Source organism: Pseudomonas typographi (assembly GCF_014694385.1).
Lineage (GTDB): Bacteria > Pseudomonadota > Gammaproteobacteria > Pseudomonadales > Pseudomonadaceae > Aquipseudomonas > Aquipseudomonas typographi.
Genome location: NZ_JAAOCA010000048.1, coordinates 1 through 20,998 on the forward strand (window position 1 = coordinate 1; position 20,998 = coordinate 20,998).

General features: G+C 62.9%; 16 protein-coding genes. 7 read left to right on the plus strand and 9 right to left on the minus strand.

What is annotated here, in order from left to right:
- The first annotated feature begins 154 nt into the window (after nt 1-154).
- Both HAQ05_RS25230 and HAQ05_RS25235 read left to right on the plus strand, forming a co-directional pair.
- Nucleotides 155-1,201, plus strand: a complete 1,047-nt coding sequence (locus HAQ05_RS25230) for a PstS family phosphate ABC transporter substrate-binding protein (RefSeq protein ID WP_190426247.1) — start codon at nt 155-157, stop codon at nt 1,199-1,201.
- Nucleotides 1,201-2,211, plus strand: coding sequence for a PstS family phosphate ABC transporter substrate-binding protein (locus HAQ05_RS25235; protein WP_190426250.1), 1,011 nt, complete (start codon nt 1,201-1,203; stop codon nt 2,209-2,211). The genes HAQ05_RS25230 and HAQ05_RS25235 overlap by 1 nt, the downstream gene beginning before the upstream one ends.
- 162 nt (nt 2,212-2,373) lie before the next feature.
- On the opposite strand, the gene HAQ05_RS25240 is transcribed toward HAQ05_RS25235, so the two are convergent.
- Nucleotides 2,374-2,718, minus strand: coding sequence for a 50S ribosome-binding protein YggL (locus tag HAQ05_RS25240; protein ID WP_190426252.1), 345 nt, complete (start codon nt 2,716-2,718; stop codon nt 2,374-2,376).
- Between the two features lie 214 nt (nt 2,719-2,932).
- On the opposite strand from HAQ05_RS25240, the gene dacB reads away from it, so the two are divergent.
- Nucleotides 2,933-4,375, plus strand: coding sequence for a D-alanyl-D-alanine carboxypeptidase/D-alanyl-D-alanine endopeptidase (gene dacB, locus HAQ05_RS25245; RefSeq protein ID WP_190426254.1), 1,443 nt, complete (start codon nt 2,933-2,935; stop codon nt 4,373-4,375).
- A gap of 111 nt (nt 4,376-4,486) precedes the next feature.
- Here the strand turns inward: dacB and HAQ05_RS25250 are convergent, their stop codons facing one another.
- The gene (locus HAQ05_RS25250) at nt 4,487-5,437 is read right to left on the minus strand and encodes a DUF979 domain-containing protein (protein WP_190426256.1); all 951 of its coding nucleotides are present in this window, start codon (nt 5,435-5,437) and stop codon (nt 4,487-4,489) included.
- On the minus strand, nt 5,434-6,156 hold the full coding sequence (locus HAQ05_RS25255) for a DUF969 domain-containing protein (RefSeq protein WP_190426258.1): 723 nt from the start codon (nt 6,154-6,156) through the stop codon (nt 5,434-5,436). The genes HAQ05_RS25250 and HAQ05_RS25255 overlap by 4 nt, the downstream gene beginning before the upstream one ends.
- Nucleotides 6,157-6,464: 308 nt before the next feature.
- Between HAQ05_RS25255 and HAQ05_RS25260 the strand changes: the two genes are divergently transcribed.
- The gene (locus tag HAQ05_RS25260) at nt 6,465-7,688 is read left to right on the plus strand and encodes a zinc-dependent alcohol dehydrogenase (protein ID WP_190426260.1); all 1,224 of its coding nucleotides are present in this window, start codon (nt 6,465-6,467) and stop codon (nt 7,686-7,688) included.
- A 69-nt stretch (nt 7,689-7,757) separates the two neighbouring features.
- Nucleotides 7,758-7,979 (plus strand): PLD nuclease N-terminal domain-containing protein, encoded by a 222-nt coding sequence (locus HAQ05_RS25265; protein ID WP_190426262.1) that lies wholly within the window; start codon nt 7,758-7,760, stop codon nt 7,977-7,979.
- On the opposite strand, the gene HAQ05_RS25270 is transcribed toward HAQ05_RS25265, so the two are convergent.
- Nucleotides 7,976-8,491, minus strand: a complete 516-nt coding sequence (locus HAQ05_RS25270; protein ID WP_190426265.1) for a cyclodeaminase/cyclohydrolase family protein — start codon at nt 8,489-8,491, stop codon at nt 7,976-7,978. The two genes, HAQ05_RS25265 and HAQ05_RS25270, sit on opposite strands and share 4 nt — an antisense overlap.
- A gap of 194 nt (nt 8,492-8,685) precedes the next feature.
- Here HAQ05_RS25270 and HAQ05_RS25275 point away from each other — a divergent pair, with 194 nt between their 5' ends.
- Nucleotides 8,686-11,439 (plus strand): response regulator, encoded by a 2,754-nt coding sequence (locus HAQ05_RS25275; protein WP_190426267.1) that lies wholly within the window; start codon nt 8,686-8,688, stop codon nt 11,437-11,439.
- Between the two features lie 106 nt (nt 11,440-11,545).
- The gene (locus HAQ05_RS25280) at nt 11,546-11,968 is read left to right on the plus strand and encodes a hypothetical protein (protein ID WP_190426270.1); all 423 of its coding nucleotides are present in this window, start codon (nt 11,546-11,548) and stop codon (nt 11,966-11,968) included.
- A 46-nt stretch (nt 11,969-12,014) separates the two neighbouring features.
- On the opposite strand, the gene HAQ05_RS25285 is transcribed toward HAQ05_RS25280, so the two are convergent.
- From HAQ05_RS25285 to HAQ05_RS25305, 5 genes are all read right to left on the minus strand, one after another.
- A complete protein-coding gene (locus tag HAQ05_RS25285; RefSeq protein WP_190426273.1) occupies nt 12,015-12,335 on the minus strand; it encodes a ComEA family DNA-binding protein in 321 nt (106 codons plus the stop codon).
- 100 nt (nt 12,336-12,435) lie between these two features.
- Nucleotides 12,436-13,374: a diguanylate cyclase domain-containing protein gene (locus HAQ05_RS25290; protein ID WP_190426285.1), complete on the minus strand. Its 939-nt coding sequence runs from the start codon at nt 13,372-13,374 to the stop codon at nt 12,436-12,438.
- Complete coding sequence (locus HAQ05_RS25295; protein WP_190426288.1) at nt 13,371-17,792, minus strand: CHASE domain-containing protein; 4,422 nt, start codon at nt 17,790-17,792, stop codon at nt 13,371-13,373. The genes HAQ05_RS25290 and HAQ05_RS25295 overlap by 4 nt, the downstream gene beginning before the upstream one ends.
- Before the next feature lie 92 nt (nt 17,793-17,884).
- Complete coding sequence (locus HAQ05_RS25300) at nt 17,885-19,012, minus strand: lactonase family protein (RefSeq protein ID WP_190426292.1); 1,128 nt, start codon at nt 19,010-19,012, stop codon at nt 17,885-17,887.
- Between the two features lie 252 nt (nt 19,013-19,264).
- On the minus strand, nt 19,265-20,989 hold the full coding sequence (locus tag HAQ05_RS25305) for a hypothetical protein (protein ID WP_190426295.1): 1,725 nt from the start codon (nt 20,987-20,989) through the stop codon (nt 19,265-19,267).
- Nucleotides 20,990-20,998: the final 9 nt, after the last annotated feature.

Consider the following 20,998-nt stretch of genomic DNA (forward strand, 5'->3'; position numbering starts at 1 on the left):
CCCTTGTCCCCCGCTTGCCCCGCCACACCTGGCCCGTTGCGGTGTCGCAAACGGTTACCCAAGCAGTGCTGCGTGAATGCCCGTTCTGGCCAAGGCGCCGCCACTGACCGCCAAAGCCGCCCTGGCATTCTGAACCCGCCTTCAAGGAACTATCATGAAGAGGTCCCTGTTTCACGGCATCGTACTGGCCAGCGCCACGTACATGGCCACCCCGTTACATGCCGCCAACTCGATACCCGTCGATGCCGGGCTGCCGGCCTTCCAGCCAACGCCGGTTACCGTCGACGTGCACGCCCGCTATCTCGCCGATGACGGTGCCATCCGCATAGGTGGTGCCGAGCACGTGCGTTACATCGTTGAGCGCTTCAATGCAGCGCTGGTAAAAAGCCACCCTGATTGGCGCTTCAGGGACGAGTCCAAGGGCACCACCAGTGCCGTGCCGCTGCTGACCTATGGGGTAACGCTGTTCGGCGCAATGGGCCGGGAAATCAACCCCCTGGAAACTCAAGCATTCACCAAGGCCGTGGGGGCACCGCCGCTGGAAATCCGCATCGCCCATGCCGCCAATGATACCTCCCAGCACTTGGCCACCTCGCTGGCCGCCTACGTGAACCGCGCCAACCCCCTCGCCCAGATCAGCGCCGAGCAAGTGGCCAGGGCGGTCAGTATCGGTAACCCCGACGGTGATTTATCTACCTGGGGCCAATTGGGGTTGGCGGACACTTGGCGCGAGCGGCGCATTCACCCGTATGGCACGCCGGAATTCACCGGCTTCGGCACCTATATGCAAGCCAACCATCTGGGTGGGCGGCCCTTGGTGCCCGGCTATGAGGCCTACAACAACACCGAAGCGATTCTGCACCGCTTGGCGGCCGACCCCGCTGGGCTGGCCGTCGCCGCCATCGGGCTGGAGAACGCTGACATCAAGCAGTTGCCGATCACCGGCGCCGACGGTGCTGCCACCACCACCGGCACCCCGGCGCAAGTGACCGCCGACCGCTACCCTTACGGCCGCTACCTGTACCTCTACTTGCGGCGCGAGCCCGGCAAACCCCTGGACCCGGTGGTGCGTGAATACCTGCGCTTCGTGCTGTCGCGCCAGGGCCAACAGATCATCGCCAGCCAACCCAACGGGTATTTTCCGCTGACAGCCGAACAAGCCCAAGCCGAGCGGGCGAAACTGGACGAGGTAGCACCCTAATGATCCCACTCATCACCCGTAGCGCGCTGTTGGCCGCAAGCCTGTGGCTGAGCCAGGCCTACGCCGACACCCTGCAAATGCCCACCAAGGCCAGTTACTTGACCGATAACGGCGCAATTTCGATTATCGGCAACGACGGTATGCAACCCCTGATCGAGCAGCTCAATGCGTTGTTCGTGCGCGAACACCCCGGGTTTCGCTTTGCACTGACCGCCAAGGGCTCCAGCACCGGGCTACCCGCCTTGGCCGCCGGCGCCACGGCCATCGCACCGCTGGCCCGTGAACCCTGGCTGGGGGATATGAACGGGTTCAAGCAGGTGTTTGGCCACGAGCCACTGGACATCCGCATCGGCTATTCGGGCTATGGCCCGCGTGCCCATGGCAAAACGCCGCCGGCGGTGTATGTAAACCCCAACAACCCGCTGAAACAGCTGAGCATGGAACAATTGGCCAAGCTCATGACTGCCGGCCAGCCAGGCGGCGATATCAACACCTGGGGGCAGCTCGAGCTAAGTGGCCCCTGGGCAGCCCGGCGCATTCATGTGTACGGGTTGCGCGACGATGGCGGCTTTGCCACCAATCTGCGTATGGCGCGCTTCGCGGGCCTGCCGTTCAGCCCGAAATACGAGGCGTTGGCCGACCGCGCCGCGGTGTTGCAAGCAGTGGCCGATGACAACCATGGCATCGCGGTGGTCGGCTGGGCCAATGCCGCCCAACTTGCCCCCGCGCTGCGCATCGTGCCATTGAGCCGGGCACCTGGCGAACCCGCCTATGGCCCCGGCCTGGACGATGTAGCAGCAGGCCATTATCCGCTGTCGGCTTACCTGCACTTGTTCGTTAATGCCGCCCCCGGGCAGCCGCTGGAGCCGTTCATCAAGCAATACCTAGGTATGGCCTTGAGCGATGAAGGGCAGGCACTGGTGCGCCAGCAGACCGACAGTGCTGAGGGCTACGTACCGCTGAGCACCGCGGACCTGGCGCGGGAGCGCAAGAAGCTCGAGGGCCTGTGAGGCGCCCCGGGCCTTGCCTGGGCCATGGCGCGGCCTGCCTTGGCCCGCGCCATGGCCGCGAACAGCGGCCGGCGCGCCCAGGGCCACCGGCCTGCAAAGCCTGAAGGTGACCAGGCCGGTAGCGGCGGCGCCTTTACAGCCACGGCGCTCGCCCCAGCGGCCTTAGGCGGCAGGGTTAATGGGTTTTTCCGGGTACCACACGTCCATCAGCGGGCTGACCTCGGCCTTGTCGAGCTCTTCGCGGCCCTTGAGCCAGGCCTCTACCTGGTCGCGTTGCGCTGGGCTGACCGAGCCGCGCTTGCCCAGGCATACCAAGCCGTAGTCTTCGGCACCCACGTAATCCAAGCCGTTGGCCTCGATGGCTTGGGCCAGAAACGCCTCGACGAAGGCATCCACGCTCTGCTCCGGCAAGCCTTGCTTGAATTCCAGGTTTATTTCGAAGCCCAACTCCTGGAATTCATCGACACAAAGCTTTTTGCGCAGGCGGCGCGAACGGTTAGTAGCCATTGGGCAGTTCCTCAACAGTGATAAAGGGGCGAAGTGTGGAGGGCCGGGGCGCCCGACGCAAGCAGGACGGCGAGCCGATGGCGCAGCCAATGGAAGGCGCTCATTTGCGCCACAGGCTACGGCAGCGGTATTGCAACTTGAAGCCGGGCGCCCGCAACGACCATAATCGGTTGCCCTCGCCGTCCTATACCTTGCCCTAAGGGCCCTGCGATCCATGACAAAATCCCTGCGTCCCGTTCTTTTCGCCAGCCTGCTGTTGCCCCTGCTGCTCCAGGCCCCCACCGCCACTAGCGCCACCAACGCGGCGGCACTTTCCGCCAAGGTCGAGCAAGCCCTGAAAACCAACAAGTTGGGCGCCGATGCACTGTCGCTGGCCGTGGTGCCGCTCGACGGGCCAGGCGTGCCGACGCTGTACAACGCCGACGTGTCGGTAAACCCGGCCTCGACCATGAAACTGGTGACCACCTTCGCCGCGCTGGAACTGCTGGGCCCTACCTACCAGTGGAAAACCGAGTTCTACACCGATGGCAACGTGAGTAATGGCGTGTTGCGCGGCAACCTTTACTTAAAAGGCGGCGGCGACCCCAAGCTGAACATGGAAAAACTTTGGCTACTGATGCGCGATCTGCGCGCCAATGGCGTGCAGCAGATCACCGGCGACCTGGTGTTGGACCGCAGCTACTTCAAGCAACCCGCCACCCTGCCGGCATTCGACGACGACGGCGGCGATGAAAACGCGCCGTTTTTGGTACGCCCCGACGCGCTGATGGTCAACCTCAAGGCCCTGCGCATGATTGCCCGTAATGACAGCGGCCGGGTGGTGGTCTCCGCCGAGCCGCCCATCGCCAGCATCCGCATCGACAACCAAGTCAAGGCGCAATCGGGCGACAAATGCGGGGGCGATGTGCGCTACAACCCGGTCAGCCAAGCCGACGGCAGCATCAGCGTGGTGGTGAGCGGGCAACTGGCCAATGGCTGCAGTTCACAAACCTACCTGTCACTGCTCGACCACCCCACCTACACCGCGGGCGCCGTGCGCGCTATTTGGGCAGAACTGGGCGGCAGCATCCAGGGCGGTGACCGCGAAGGGCCAGTGCCGGGCAGCGCCAAGCTGCTGGCACGGGCCTTTTCGCCAGACCTGGCCGAGATCATCCGCGACATCAATAAATACAGCAACAACACCATGGCCCAACAGGTGTTCCTGAGCATCGGCGCGCAATACCGCACCGACGCCGATGCCGACGACGGCAAGGCGGCCCAGCGCATGGTCCGGCAGTGGCTGGCGAAAAAGGGCTTGGTGTCACCGCACCTGGTAATGGAAAACGGCTCGGGGCTGTCGCGCGCCGAACGGGTGAGTGCCCGGGAGATGGCGGCGCTGCTGCAAGCCGCCTGGCGCAGCCCCTATGCAGCCGAATACATGAGCTCGTTGCCGCTGGTGGGCATGGACGGCACCATGCGCAAACGCCTGCAGGGCACCGCGCTGGTGGGTGAGGGCCATATCAAGACCGGCACCTTGAACACCGTGCGCGCCATCGCGGGTTTCAGCCGTGATGAACAAGGCCATACCTACGCGGTGGTGGCGGTGGTCAACGACCCCCGCCCATGGGGGGCCAGGCAGGTGCTCGACCAAGTGCTGCTCGATACGTGGCAGCAGTGAACCCAGGGGGATGTACCCGCAGTTGACGGTGCCTTTGTGGCCGTGCCAATTCGGGTGCGAACTGCTGGGGCAGCGCACCCGCCTTGGCGCGGCCACCTCGGTGGGTGACCCTTACATCAATACGTACAACAACAGCACATTGACCACCAGCATGGCCAATGCCGTAGGTATCTGGGCCTTGATCACCGCGTATTTGTCGGGCAGCTCCAACAGGGCGGCCGGCACGATATTGTAATTGGCCGCCATGGGTGTAAGCAGCGTGCCGCAGTAACCGGAGAACATGCCAATGGCCGCCATCACCGCCGGGTTGCCATGGTACACCCCCACCAGGATCGGCACCCCCACGCCGCCCGTCATCACCGGAAAGGCAGCGAAGCCGTTGCCCATCACTATAGTGAACAGTGCCATGCCCAGCACGTAAACCACCACCGCGACCAGCCGCAGGTCCATGTCGATGTAGGCGGTCGCCAGGTGCGCCACCGCCTTGCCCACGCCGGCGTCATTGAACACCAGGCCTAACATGGCCAGCATCTGCGGCAGCACCAGCGCCCAGCCGAGCGCTTCGGTGAGCCGGCGCGACTCGCGCATTGCCTGCAATGGCGTGTCGCCCGTGGTACGGCACGCCAACGCCAGGGCAACCAGGCTGGCCACGCCCAGGGCGACGAAGGTGGTGTTGGCTGGGTCGAGTAATGCCAGGCTGCCGATGTGCACATTCTTCAAGCCCAGGGCGACCGCCACAGTGAGCAACGGGATGGCCAGCGCCGGCAGAAACAAACGGTTGCCCAGCCGCCGCGCCGCTTCCTGGCGGGCACCCTCGGCCAACGCCCGGTAGCGGCCGATGCCTACGCCGCCGAAGCCTGCCAGCGCCGCCATCACCAGCACCCCTGCCCCCACTGCGGCCGGTGGCAGCCGTTCGCCCACCAGGAACGCCACGGCGAACAGGCCCCAGAACACACTGCTGGCCCAGCGCTTTGGATGGTCACGGTCGCACAGGATCATCCCCGCCGTGATTGCCAATACCACCCCCGCTAGCCAGTACAGGTATTGAATGGACAGGATCATCGGGCACCCTCCTGCGCACTTGGCGCAGCGGCGGTGGCCTTGTGCCGCGCCAGGTAGTGGTCGAGCCGGTACAGGCGCAGGCTATGGATAACGAATGCACTGATTGCGCTGGGAATACCCCATACAGCGATGTGCAGCGGCTCCACATCGATGCCAGCGCCGAGCAGGAAGGTGTGCATCAGGGCAATGGCACCGAAGGCCACGAAGATGTCTTCGCCGAAGAACAGCCCGATGTTGTCAGTGGCCGCGCAGAACGCCAGCAGGCGCTGGCGCACCGCTGCCGGTAAGGTGCCATGGCGCGACACCGCGGCGCCTTCGGCCATTGGCGCCAGCAGCGGGCGCACCATCTGCGGGTGGCCACCCAGGCTGGTCAGGCCCAGGGCAGCGGTGGTTTCGCGCACGAACAGGTAGCCGATCAGCAGGCGCCCGGCGGTGGCCCCGCGAAACCGGCTGATCCAATGCTGGGCATGGTCGCGCAAGCCATGGCGTTCGAGCAGGCCGATCACAGCCAGCGGCAACAGAATGATCAGCGGCAGCGTGCGGGTTTTGATGAAGCCTGCGCCGATGGCGGCCAACAACGCCTCGGCGGGCATGTGCGCGGCAAAGCCGGTGACGATCGCTGCCAAAGCCACCACCAGCAGTGGGTTCAGGCGCAGGGCAAAGCCTACGACGATGGCCGCCACACCCAGCAACGGCCAGAGGTTGAGAGCATCTTGCATAGTCAGGATCTCGTATGAACGGTACAGAGGCTGTAAGCAGTATTCGGGCCGGTTACCACAGCGGTAGGGTATAGCTGAGAATCAGGCGGTTTCGTCCAGCGTGTTGCCGAAGGCCCACCGTGGCATTGAACCATCGCGCCCTGGCAATCTTTAGCAGCCCGGCCTGAAACGCCACATTAGCCGGGGGGGAATCGCCTGCGGTGTAGCGCCCCGACCGCCAATCCGCCCGCACCCGAAGTGCGCTGAACTTACCGCGTGGCCGCTGCCTCTGCTGCTATAGAAGCCAATCACAGAAGGCGGGCTACACCATGAGAGCACTCACCTACCACGGTGCGCATAACGTCAAAGTCGACACCGTTGACGACCCCGTTTTGCAAGACGCGGACGACATCATCCTGCGGGTGACGGCCACGGCGATTTGCGGTTCGGACCTGCACCTTTACCGGGGCAAGATCCCTAGCGTTGAACACGGCGATATTTTCGGCCACGAGTTCATGGGGGTGGTCGAAGAAGCTGGCGCCGGCGTAACCGCGGTAAAGCCGGGCGACCGCGTAGTGATCCCGTTCGTGATCGCCTGCGGCAGTTGCTTCTTCTGCCAGCACGAGCTGTTCGCCGCTTGTGAAACCACCAACCCCGGGCGCGGCGCGATCCTTAACAAAAAGGCGATTCCACCGGGGGCCGCCTTGTTTGGTTTCAGCCATTTATATGGTGGCGTGCCCGGTGGCCAGGCCGAGTATGTGCGGGTGCCGAAAGCCAATAGGGGCCCCTTCAAGGTGCCGGGCACATTAGCCGACGAAAAAGTGCTGTTCTTGTCGGACATCCTACCCACGGCGTTTCAGGCGGTAAAAAACACCGAAATCGGTGCCGGTTCCAGCATCGCCATTTACGGTGCAGGGCCCGTGGGCCTGCTCTGTGCTGCGGTGGCGAAAATGCTAGGCGCCGAACGGATTTTCATGGTGGATCATCACCCCTACCGGCTGGCGTATGCGCAGCAGGCGTATGGCGTAACGCCCATCAACTTCGATGAGGACGACGACCCGGCCGACACGATCATCCGCCAAACCCCCGGCTCGCGCGGTGTAGACGGCGTGGTCGATGCCGTAGGGTTCGAGGCCAAGGGCAGCACCACCGAAACGGTACTGGCCACCCTCAAGTTGGAAGGCAGCAGCGGCAAGGCGTTACGCCAATGCATCGCCGCGGTACGGCGCGGCGGGGTGGTGAGCGTGCCAGGAGTATATGCGGGCTTCATCCACGGTTTTTTGTTTGGCGATGCCTTCGACAAGGGCCTGACCTTTCGCATGGGCCAAACCCATGTGCAACGGTACCTGCCAGAGCTTCTAGGGCTTATCGAAACGGGCAAGCTCACCCCGGAAACCATCATCACCCACCGCATGGCGTTGGAACAGGCGGCGGAGGGTTACAAGCTGTTCGACAAAAAACAAGAAGATTGCCGCAAGGTCATCCTGACGCCGGGCAGCAACCACATCGACGCCCCCGTGGCGGATGGCATCGTCGGGGTACCTGCTACCTGACGTAGAGGGCAAGCAGGCTTTTTGTGTACCCCTGACGCGCCACACTCTGATTGATAAGGAGACTGGACCATGGACACCTCACTGTTTGGCATCGGCGTATCCATTATCATTTTACTGCTCGATATTTGGGCGATCGTGAGCGTGTGGCGCAGCACCAAAAGCACCGGCGCAAAGGCCGGCTGGACGCTGCTTATTTTCATACTGCCGCTGGTTGGCTTAGCGATATGGGGTGTGGCCGGGCCACGCGGGGTGGCGATCGCACCCAGTTCTTCGACCCACAGCAAGGGCTAACCGCGAATACGCCGCAGCCCTTCGTCCGCCGCGGTTTGCAGTTGGCTCGCCATCTGCTGCGGATCGAGGGCCTCTTGTGCGGCATCCAGCTCGCCGGCATCGGCCGCTACGTTGAGTAGCAAGGCCGAAAGCCCGGCGTGGAGAATCAACGCGGCGGCCACCAGCTCGCTTTGCAGGGGCGCGGCGACCCACGGCAAGCTGCCCTCGACCGGTTCCAGCCCCTCCAGGCAGGAGCACGCCCCGGCCAATGCGCCGAGGGTGACATTCAACGCATTTTGCCTGCCGTCGGTGGCTGCGTGCGACGGCGGTGCCGGCAACAGGCGTTCAGCGGCTTCAATCAGGCGCTGGCGGTCGGCATCCGGAGCCTTGTGCTGCGCATTGCGTAGCGCCATCAGCAGCAAGGCGAGGCCCAAGGCTGCGCATACGCAGGCGGTAGCACCGCAACTGGGCACGGGCACGTTTGCGGCAACCTGCCCACGGAACGCGGCCAACGTGCAAGACCAAACACTCATGGGTCGCCTCGCTAGACTCGCCCACGCCCGGCGCGCCGCTGGTACCGTGCGCGGGTTTATCATGCAGCCTACCCTACAGCATCGACGGTATGAACGCCGCGGGTTATCACCCCCGGCATATTCACGGCCCCCCCCTGAAGCCTGCATAAAAAATGCTATCGTGCGCCCCATGGGCCTGGGCTGGGGTAGTGGCTGTGTTTAGAAAATTGGGAATCCGCGGGCGGGTAATCCTGCTGGCGATGCTGCCGGCCATCGGCATGGCGCTGGTATTGGGCGGGTACTTCACCTGGCTGCAACAAGGCGAGTTGCGTGCGGAGCTGCTGCGCCGCGGCGAAATGGTCTGCGAGCAACTGGCCCCGCTGGTGGCGCCGGCGCTGGCCGGCAGCGATACCAAACGGCTGGAGCGCATCTCTGCGCAGGCGCTGGAGCAGCCCGACGTGCGCAGCGTGTCGTTCCTGGCAGTGGATCGCAGCGTGGTGGCCCACGCCGGGCCCACCATGCTCAATACCATACCCACCGGCAACACCTCGCGCCTGCAGCAGGTCAGCGGCAATGACGCCACCCGCTACCTGCAGCCGGTGTTCGGCCGCCACCGCGCGCTTTCCGGCATTTACCTGCCCAGTGAAGACGACCGCCTGCTGGGCTGGGTCGAGGTGGAGATGTCGCACACCAACACCTTGTTGCGTGGTTACCGGATGATGTTTGCCAGCACCCTGCTGATCGGCGCTGGCCTGCTGCTGATTTTGCTGGTGGCGCTGCAGATCGCACGCAGCATTGCCCTGCCCCTGGGCCGCATCAAGGCCGCCGTGGCGCAAATCCAGAGCGGCAAGTTCGACACCCACCTGGCGCCAATGGGCAGCCAGGAACTCGACGAACTGGCCAGCGGCATCAATCGCATGGCCGCCAGCCTGCGCGACGCGCACGAAGAACTGCAGCACAGTGTGGACCAAGCCACCGAAGACGTGCGCCAGAACCTTGAAACCATCGAGATCCAGAACATCGAACTGGACATGGCCCGCCGCGAAGCGTTGGAAGCCAGCCGGATCAAGTCGGAGTTCTTGGCCAACATGAGCCATGAAATCCGCACGCCGCTCAACGGCATCCTTGGCTTTACCCACCTGTTGCAGCGCAGCGACCTTACCCAGCGCCAGCAAGACTACCTGGGCACTATCGAGAAATCCGCCGATAACCTGCTGGGCATCATCAACGAGATCCTCGACTTCTCGAAGATCGAAGCCGGCAAGCTGGTGCTCGATGCCACCCCATTCAACCTGCGCGACCTGTTGCAAGACACCCTCACCATTCTTGCCCCAGCCGCCCATGCCAAGGGCCTGGAATTGGTTAGCCTGGTTTACCGGGACACCCCGCTGGCACTGATCGGCGACCCGCTGCGACTCAAGCAGATCCTCACCAACCTGGTCAGCAACGCGATCAAATTCACCCGCGAAGGCACCATCGTTGCCCGCGCCATGCTCGAGGACGAAACCGAAGCGCACGTGCAACTGCGCATCAGCGTGCAAGACACCGGCATCGGCCTCTCGGCGCAAGACATCCAGGCGTTGTTCCAAGCCTTCAGCCAAGCCGACAATTCACTCTCGCGGCAACCTGGCGGCACGGGGTTGGGGCTGGTGATATCCAAGCGCCTGGTGGAACAAATGGGCGGGGAGATTGGTGTCGACAGCACGCCAGGGGAAGGCTCTACGTTTTGGTTCAGCATCCCGCTGCCCAGGGCCAGCGAAGACGCCGAAGACCTGCCACCGGCCATACTCGCCGGGCGCCGGGTGGCGGTGTACGAACCTCACGACCTGGCACGCCAGGCACTTGAGCACCAGCTTGAAGACTGTGGCCTGCTGGTGACCTCATTCCCCAGCCTGGAGCGCATGGCCGACAGCGTAGCGGCTGCCGCCCGCGCCGGCCAGCCGTTCGAGCTGGCAGTGCTGGGGGTGGCCGAAGCCAGCCTGAGCGCCGAGCACCTGAAAGCTTACCTGGCTGAACTCGACACTCATGGCTGCCAGGTGCTGGTGATGTGCCCGACCAACGACTTGGCCGTGTACCACGGGGCGGTGCCAGACCCACACAACCAATTGCAACCCAAGCCACCCTACAACCGTACGCTGCGCCGCACCTTGAGCGCGCTGGTGGGGCGCCAGCAGCCGGCCGCGGCGCTGCCGGCCAGCAGCGACGACAGCCGTGCACCGCGCATTTTGTGCGTGGACGACAACCCCGCCAACCTGCTGCTGGTGCAAACCCTGCTCGAAGACATGGGCGCCGAGGTGGTTGCCCTGGACAGCGGCCGCGCCGCCCTGCAGGCGGTGCAGCAAGGGCATTTCGACTTGGTACTGATGGACGTGCAGATGCCCGACATGGACGGGCGCGAAACCACCGAAAAAATCCGCCAATGGGAAACCGACCGCCCCGGTCCCGCCCTGCCGGTGGTAGCGCTGACCGCCCACGCCATGGCCAATGAAAAGCGCGCGCTACTGCACAGTGGCATGGACGACTACTTGACCAAGCCCATCAGTGAGCGGCAATTGGCGCAAACCGTGCTCAAATGGACGGGCCTGAGCCTGCACGCCGCGGCGCCAGGCCGTAGCGAGGGCGACAGCAACGGCCACGAAGAGCGGGTACTGGACCACGACGAAGGCCTGCGCTTGGCTGCGGGCAAGCCGGACCTTGCCGCGGACATGTTGGCCATGTTGCTGGCCGCCCTGGATGAAGACCGCCAAGCCATTCGCCACGCCCGCGAAGCCGCCGACCCCGAAGCGCTGATCGAACGGGTGCACCGGCTGCACGGCGCCACCCGCTATTGCGGCGTGCCGCAACTGCGCGGCGCCTGCCAGCGCAGCGAAACCCTGCTCAAGCAAGCCAACCCCGCGGCCGAGGCAGCGCTGGATGAACTCGACCAGGCCATCGTGCGGCTCGCCGAGCAAGCGCGGGTGAATGCTTGATGCCCGGCACGCCTGAAGGTCGCGGCACGTTTGGTTTGCGTGCGCTCGGGGCGTGGGGCTAGCCGTGGCTGGCCATGCTACACTGCGCGCCCTTTTTGGAGGCCCCATGGTCGAACACGATTTCCGCTACAGCCTGCTCACCCCGCAGCACACCCTGATCGAGTGCCGCGCCTTAACCCCAGGGCGCTACCAGGTCACCGGCAATGGCGGCGCCATCCATGCCGGCGACGTGCTGCTGGTGACGCTTAAAGGCAGCCGTGAGCTGTTCATGCGCCTGGCGGTAGACAAAGTGCGCCACTTGATCAACCCGGTGGGCCGCTGGACCGCCGTGGCCAACGGCCCGGCGTTCAAAGAGTTGGCCATTCATAATTGGAGCGTGAACTGCGACGCCTGCGGCAACAGCCTGGCCTTTGAGTTCGCCGTGGATGCCACCCTGGGCGAAGCCGCAAAAGGCGCGGCAGCCGAAGCACGGATCGCCGAGCTGGGCTGGCGCGAGGAAGGTGGGAAGCATTTTTGCCCACGCTGTTAGTGCGGTTTGCCTGAGGGCCACAAACGCCCCCAGGCATGGCGGGCCGTTAGGGGTTGAGCGCCAGCCGGTCGCGGTTGCGGTCGAGCAAGGCCTTACCGATGCCCTTGACCTCGAGCAGTTCATCGACCGAGGTGAAAGCGCCATGCGCTTCGCGGTGGGCAACAATGGCGTCGGCCTTGGCTTGGCCGATGCCGGCCAGTTCGCGGCGCAAGGTGTCGGCATCCGCCGAATTGAGGTTGACCTTGGCCAGGCTGTTGGCCGCCGCTGGCGCGCCCGGCGCGGTATGGGCACCCGTGTTGGCAGTGCTGACCAGCGGGGTGACGGCCAATGCAAGGGCAAACAACGAAGACAGTACGGTGGTACGCATGAAAGGCTCCTTAACAGTTCAAATGCGGCCCTTCCTGGGCCACCCGAAACAACCCTAGCGCACTGGGAAATACTTGCCAGGGTAGCTATGTAAGCAAACTTTACCCCGGCTGGACGCAATAGGTTGCCCGGCCGCTCGCTTTGGCCAGGTGCAATTGGGCAGCGGCCGCCTCCACCAGCACCTGTGGGCCCTCCTCGGCGTGCGGCACTCGCGCCGCGACCCCTTGCGATAACGTGATACGCCCGTGCAGCGGGGAAGCCTCGTGCTCGAGCCTCAGTGCTTCGATACGCATTTGCAACGCCCCGGCAACATGGCGCGCGCCGTCCAGGTCGGTACGTGGCAGCAGGCAGGCGAATTGCTCGCCCCCATAGCGCGCGGTCAGGTCTTGCGGGCGCTGCAGGGCTTTGCTCAGGGCCTGCGCCACCGTGCGCAGGCAGCCGTCACCGGCCAAGCGCCCGTAGTGGTCGTTGTAGCGTTTGAAATGGTCGATATCGAGCAAGATCAGCCCCAACGGCTGCTGGTCACGCAGGCATTGGCGCCACTGCACACTCAGTTGCTCGTCGAAATGCCGGCGGTTGGCCAGCCCGGTGAGCCCATCCCGCAGCCCCACGCGGCGGAGCAGGTCGCCCTGCAGCTTAAGCTTGAGGTGTGCCTCTACCCGCGCGCGCACGATCACCGGGTTGGCCGGCTTGCTGATGAAATCCACCGCGCCCAGTTGAAACCCCCGCACTTCGTCGGCCTCGCTGCGGTGGGCGGTCACGAAGATAATGGGGATCGCCTCGGTGAGGCTGTTGGCCTTCAGCCGCCTGCACACCTCATGGCCATCCATGCTGGCCATCAGCACATCGAGCAGTATCAAGTCGGGCCGCTGCGCCTCGGCCTGCTGCAGGGCCTGTTCGCCGCTGGTGGCCATGAACACTTCGCACTCCTGGCAGAACAATTGGTTAAGCGCCAAGATGTTGGCCGGTTGGTCGTCCACCACCAGCAGCCGCGGCGGGCGCCCCAGTTGCTGGGCCCAGTAGTCCATGAAAGGGGTCATTGCAACGTCTCGCGCAGGTTACGCAGGGTACCCAGGGCGGCTTTGAAATCCAGCGCTTTAACCTGCCCCGCCAGCCGTGGCAACCAGGCCGCCGCTGCCGCTGGGGCGCCCTCGGCCAGTTGCTGTACCCATTTCAGGGCCTGCAGGTTACCGGTTTGCAGGGCCACCTCCAACTGCAACAACTGGCCACGCCACTGCTCCGGGGGCAGCGCTGCGGGCGCCGTGCCGGGCTCTGGGCCTGGCTCCGGCTGTGCTTCGCCCAACCGTTCGCACAAGGCGTGGGCGCTGCCTTGCAATAGCTCGGCGAGCTCATCGACGCAGGTGCCTGCCCGCCACGCCGCCAGCACGTCCGGGTCATCTCGGCTCATGCCCAGTTCCAACGCCCCGGCCCGCTCACTCAACGCCTGGGCACCCATGGTGGCGGCGCTGCCTTTGATCGCGTGGAACACCGCCCTCGCCGTTTGGCTGTCCGGCTCGGCCATCAGTTGGCGTAGGCGCTGGAGTAACGCCCCACAATCGCTAACGAATACGCCAAGCACCTGGCGCAACAAGGGTAGATCGCCATCGAAGCGCGCCATGATTGCGTTCCAATCTTCCAACAAACCGCCGGCCGCCCGTGCCGGGGTGGCAGCCAGCGGTGGCGGCGCTTTGCTACGGCCGGCCCAGTGGCGCACCACATCAACCAAGTGGTTCAGGTCGATGGGCTTACCCAAGTGGTCGTTCATACCCGCTTGCAGGCAGGCCGTGCGGTCTTCGGCGCCGGCATTGGCGGTCATGGCGATGATCGGCAAACCGGTGAAGCGCGGGTCGGCACGGATCTGCCGGGTCGCCTCCAGGCCATCGATCCCTGGCATTTGGACGTCCATCAGCACCGCATCATAAGGCTCTGGCCCGGCCAGCACCGCCAGGGTGCCCTCCTGGCCGTTCTCGGCCAAACGCACGCGGGCGCCTTCAGCGCGTAATAGGCCGCTGGCCACCTGGCGGTTCAGCGCGTTGTCTTCGACCACCAGTACGTAAAGGCCCGCAAGCCGCAATGGCCGCTGGGCCGGTGGCAGCACGCGCTGGGCCGGGGCGCCGCCGAGGGCATCGCACACCGCATTACGCAGTTGCAGCGGTGTCACCGGCTTGGTCATCAGGGCCACGAAATCTTCGCCCGGGGCGCCAGTGGTGGCGCGCATGTCGTCGGAGTAGGCCGTAACCATGATCATCCGTGGGGCGGCCGCACCTAGGCTGTCATGGATCTGGCGCGCGGCCGCCAGGCCGTCAAGCTCGGGCATGCGCCAATCGATCAATAGCAGGTCATAGGGGTTGGCCTGCGCCACGGCGTCGCGTACTCGCGCCACGGCTTCGAAGCCGCTGCTCACCGCGTCGGCATGCCAACCCTGGGCACGCACCGTGCGGGCGAGTACATCGGCGCTGGTGCCGTTGTCGTCGGCCACCAGCAGGCGCCAGCTCGGGCGGCCGCGGTTAGGCGGCTGCACGTGGGCCTCCGAGCGGTCGGCCTCCAGCACGATGTCGAACCAAAAGCGGCTACCCACCCCAGGCTCGCTGTCGAGTTGCAATGTGCCGCCCATCAACCTGACCAGGCGGTTGCTGATCACCAACCCCAGGCCGGTCCCACCAAAGCGGCGGGTGGTGGAGGCTTCAGCTTGGTTGAAGCCTTCGAAAATGCGTTCGCGCTGGTCGGCACCGATGCCGATACCGCTGTCTTGCACCGCGATACGCAGCCCTACCCCGCGGCCGAGGCGGTGCAGCAGGCTCAGGCGCACCACCACTTCACCTTGGAGGGTGAACTTCAGCGCATTGCCGGCCAGGTTCACCAGCACTTGCTTGAGCCGCAACGCATCGCCCACCAGCCAGGGTGGGATGCGCGGGTCTATGTCGAAGACGGCTTCGACTTCCTTGTTGCTTTGGTTACCGGCCATGATCACGGCCAGCTCTTGCAGCAAGGCATCGAGCTCGAAGGGGTATGGGTCCAGCGCCAGCTTACCGGCTTCGATCTTGGAATAGTCGAGTACATCGTTGAGCAATTCCAGCAGCGACGTAGCGGCCTGGCGCGCCTTGGCGAGGTAGTCCATCTGCTGCGCATCCAGCGCCGTGCGCTGCATCAACTGCAGCATGCCGAGCACGGCGTTCATCGGGGTGCGAATTTCATGGCTCATGTTGGCCAGGAATGCCGACTTAGCCGCGCTGGCGTCGTCGGCTTGGGCCTTGGCCTGGCGCAGGCGCGCTTCCATTTCGCGCTGGGCGGTGATGTCGAGGTTGATCCCGGTCACCCGCTTCGGCCTGCCGTCCAAGCCGCGCTCTACCTTGCCGGCGGCCTTTACGTAACGCACCTGGCCGCTGCCGAGAATTACCCGAAACTCCACGGCGTAGGGGGTTCCGGACTCGACCAACGCGTTCAGCGCCGCCTGGGTAGGCGCCTGGTCGGCCGGGTGCAGGCGATGCAGCCAGCACTGGAGCAGCACCTTGCCATCGCCGGCAGTACTGGGGAGCCCATAGATGTGATTCATGCGCTCGTTCCAGTGCACCTCATCCGTGGCCAAATCCCAGGCCCAGATACCCAACTCGGCCGCTTCTGCCGCCAGTAACAACTGGTCACGCATGGCCATCAGTTCACTGTGCTGGCGGCGCTGCAAGGTGATGTCGCTGACGACGCACACATACACTCGCTCGTCGTTGCTGCTCTTTATGCCTACCGATACCCGGGCCGGGAAAATACTGCCGTCTTGGCGTTGGCCGCTGATCTCGAAGCGCCGCTGCTGCGCCAGGTTGCGTTGGCGCATGCCACGGGCGATCAACCGGTCGATCAGCCGCCAATAAACGCGCGGCATCAGTTTTTTCACGTTCTGGCCGACGATGGCCTGCGGCCCGTAGCCAAACAACTGGGTGCCGGCGGGGTTGAATGAACGCACGCAACCGTTGGCATCGACCGTCAGCACCGGGTCGATCACCGCCTCGAGGATCGCGCGGTTGGTGGCCATGCTGTCGTTGACTTGCGCACGCAGCTTTGCGTTGAGCTTGATGATCTGCGCCGCCTGGGCCTTTTGCAGGGAAATGTCGCGCACCGTGAGCGACGCACCGACCACGTTGCCACGGGGGTCGTATACGGGTGAGGGGCTAATCGACACGTCGAGCGTCTCGCCAAGTTGGTTGTGCCGCTCGGTTTCGAACTGCCCCACCACCTCACCTGCGGCAATGCGGGCCAGCATGTGCTGCTCTTCGTGCGCCCGGGCAGCGGGCACCACCAATTCGGTAAGCGAACGGCCCACTGCCTGCTCGGCGCTGTAGCCGAACAACAACTCGGCAGCCTGGTTCCAACTGCCGACCCGGCCTTGCAGCGTTTGGCCAATAACCGCAGCGGATGCACTGTCGGCGTGCGAGCCCAACTCCATGCGTGCCCCGGCCATTTGCCGGCGCTGGTACAGGCCCAGTGCAACGGCGCCCGCGACCGCGGCCAGCAGCACGCTGGCGAGTAACCCGGCCAGCAGTACCCAGCCGGGTGAGAGCAACCCCAATGGCTCGATGAAGGCCGAGCTCACGCTCAGGTCCAACTGCCAGCGGCGGCCAAACACGTCGGCTTGCAGTTGCTGGGGGTAAAGCTGCTCCCCTTCCGGCACAGCGCTGTTGAAAAACACCTTCGGCTGGCCGGGGTGGGTGACGTCGCTGAGCATCACATGCTGGTTATCCAAGTCCAGGGCCAATGCTGCCAGCATCTCGGTCATCAACAGTGGGGCAAACGTAAGGCCCACAGCCTGTGCTTCGCGATCAGCCTCATTGCTCGGGACCGCGGCGCTGGCGTACACCGGCATTAAAATCAGAAACGATTGCTCCGGCCTGCCGGTGGCCTGCAACAAGGTAATCGGCCCGGTCAGCCGAGCCTCGCCGCTGCGAATGGCATCCAGTGCCGCGCTACGGCGCACCGGTTCGGAAGCAATATCCAGGCCAATGGCCGCTTGGCCGGCCTCCGCGGGCTCGAGGTACTGGACCACCAAGCGGTCGCCGGGCTGGGCGGTGAGTTGGTGCACGTCGAACGCCGGTGCGCCGTCCGCGCGGGCGCGCTCGATGAACGCCGCTTGGTCGGCGGCACGCACCCGCCGCACAAAGCCAAAGCCCCGCGCACCGGGAAACTCAGCGTTAACGTCACGGGTCTGGGCGTAACGGTGAAACAACGGCCGGGTCAGGTTTTGCTCGCCCAGCACCGCGACTACACCGCGCGCACCGCGCAGCCCGTACTGGTACAGGCGCACGCGGTTGAGTACAGCGTCAACGGTACGCTGTGCGGCCTCGGCCACCGCGGCCTGCACGCGCACCTGGTTGGTATGCATCAGCCAACCGCTGCCCAGCGCCGCCAACAGCAGGCCCACGGCCAACGTGAACGCTGCGGTCGGGACGAATGCCGAGGCGGTTTTGCTCATCGCGATCCTTCATCAACCTAGGCCGGCAAGTTGAACTAAGACAACGAAACAGCCGAAAATATTCAGCCTCGGTAGCGAGTTGCCGTTCCGGGTTAAGGCTGCAACACCTCGATCCACACGGGGCCCTTGCCAGACGGCGCTTCGCTCACGCGTTTCAGCGCGCCATGTTCACCGATGGCGTAGCTGCCGACCGTGGCGCTTTTTTCGCCGGTGACCAACAACCAACGGCCATTGGGCGAAAAGGCTATATTGCGTGGCTGCTGCTCCTGCACCGGATAATTGCCCACGAACGTGGGCTTGCCGGTGCTGCCATCGATGCTGAACGCCGATACGGTGCTCGACGTGCGCTCGGTCATGTAGAGCAGCGTGGCATCGGGAGACAGCCGTAAATCGGCGGCCCAGATACGCCGGGTGGGGTCACCTTCGAGGTTGTTGTTGCTAGCGTCACGCGCCTCGCCATGGACCAGGCCAAGGCTTGGCGGAATGCCGGAAGCCGAACCCCGTTCGCTCAGCGCACCGGTGTGTGGGTCGATGGCATAGGCTGTCACAGTACCGCTCATTTCCCCTACCACATACAAAAACCGCCCATCCGGCGAAAAGGCGATATGCCGCGGGCCGGTTTTGGCGGGTGTGCTCACATAACCGCTGCCGATCGGCGAAAGCTGCCCGGTAGCTGCGTCGAAACGGTATTGCAGCACATGGTCCGCGCCGAGGTTGCCGGCATAGGCGAAGTGGTTCGAGGGGTCCGTGCGTACCGAGTGCGCGTGGGGGCCGGTCTTGACGGTTTGAATGGCCGCACCCGGCTGGTAGTCGGCGGCGATCGGCTGGCTGCTGATCAAGTCGCCGCCATAGGATGCGCCCAATAACCAACGGCCACTGCGGTCGGTGGCGAGGTAGGCCAGGCTATCGGCCAGTGGGGCTTGGCCAATGGCACTGAGGTGGCCACTGCCGGGGGCTATGCTGTAGCCCTTGACGGTGTATGGCTTGCTTCGCAACGCCGCATACAGCGCCTTGCCATCCGGGCTTAACGCCAATGGGTTCACCTGTGCGCCGGCCTGGGTTTGCTCCACCAGCGCCAAAGCGCCGTTGGCTTCGTCGAGGCGATATTGGGAGATCAGCCCATCATCGGGGCTGGAGATATAGGCATATGTCATGGCATGGGCCTGGAGGCTAAGGGAAGCGGCGAGTGCGGAAGCGACGAACAACAGCGGGGTGCGCATGGAGCGGTCCTTGGTTTTTGTTGTGGTCAGTCATCCTATGACTGACCACCTACTGATGGCAAGGGGCGGTTAAGGTAGGTGAATGGTGTTCACCACAACCATACTTACCAGAGCGCTTTACCGTCCTAGCGTTATCTCAGCATACACCCGACGCGCCGCCGCCCTAAGCCCCTGTATTATGAGCTCGCAGCGCGTATGGAACTCATGACGTTGCTCGACAGAACGTGGGAACTGGCCCGACCTGAACGCACATTAATAGCCGTACCAAGTCATGGCGGGTGTATTGGCTGGATCGTTTAAAAAGTATCCTATTTGTGTTGGTTGTTTTACCTGCAGGGATGCGGACTCTATCAAGTTAGCATCCACTGGAGCGTCTGCCGTCAACAAAAGTACCCCCCCCGACAAGGGGACGCGGCCATCGCCTGAAAATATAGAAACAGCCCCTGATTTGAGCTTTAATACCACTGTCAACTTCAAGGAAGTCAAACCGGTAGTCGTTGACTTGACCAGTACGGCCAACGACAAAACATGTCTACCCAGAATAGAGGCTGGGACTGGCATTTGCATATTCCCGCTACCCTGCGTGGCCAGCTTATAGCCATAAGGAACACTTCGATCAAGGTCAAGAGATAAATTAGTACAATCACGCCTGTATGCCCATCCCATGGGATTTATTGGAACACATATGGGGCCGTTTCCATCAATAGCCTCAGCCATGTTTTGCCATTGAGAGCTATTAAGCGTCGGCGACAGCGGCATTTTATTTAATACGGCAGAGAAAGAAGCCCATCCGGAAAAGACGAACCAAAGTAAAAAAATCGCCGGAGGTAAAAGCCGCACCCCCCTATGTTCAGATAGGCTCACGCTATTTGTAACCGTTGCTATCCACCCTGCAGCCACCAGTATACATCCAGAGAAAGCCACCACAGTATGTCGATACAGGGGCACTGCTCTGAGCATATCTAATTTCGCTATATTCCACTGCTCGGTCAATGTGAAAGAAAATAGCACCGCATTGAAGAGAATGAGTGATAGGCCTGCGACGATCAGCGCATTGGCAGGGGTTCGCATTCGGAACAGCGTCATCGCTATAATACCTAGCACCAGCCCGCCACATATAAGAGGCCTGGGATGCTCGAAAATAAATGGCCGGCCGAAAATAAATGACCCTAGAAAACCAAGGCCATATCGAAGCGCTGCATCACATTTTTGAAACCAAGAGAAATCAACAGTTGAAACATGCGTCCCTGCAGAGTGGCTGTTCAATATCATATATAGCTGAAAAACGCATAAAACCACTGTAACTATTGATATAATTCGAAAGCTACCTTTGGAAAAAGCCGCCACTACCATGAGCATTGGAATAGCAGCAAATACGACAGGCTTCGATAACGCCAGCAGGCAGATGATCCACGCCCACCAAGGAGCTTTTATATCGGGCCGCGCAAGCGAAAGTGCAAGCAATATGGTTATAAAGAATACGCCAAAATATGTAAAATTGATAAAGGTTCTAGTCTCAAAATCGGCGATTAGCAATACGGATATCGAACACAGAAATCTCAAAACATCGGAAGAAATAAGATACCTAAAAATAGGCAGACAAAATGAACCAACCAAAGCCGCCGATAGTAAAATAGCGCTCCAGGTGTAATAGTATGGTATCGCTTCGGCAGGAGCACCCAGCGACTGTGCAAACAGCGCTAAAAGACGCTGCAACAGTGGAATATAACCATAGTCGGTCGCGAAAAGCTGCTGCGAAAGATCTACACTCTGGGCATTCAGAAAATAATTAGTGGCCATCTCTGCCCACATTTCACCACTGAATACCCAGCCGGATTGCATAAGCGCCATATAGGCACTGTAAAACAGTAACGTGAGAAAGAAAAAAAACCGGCCCCGGTCATGCCTTTCGTTATTTAGACGCTCCTGTTGAGCAATATCAAACAAAGATTCCTTGGCGCTTACCAATAAATTCATAAATTTTGA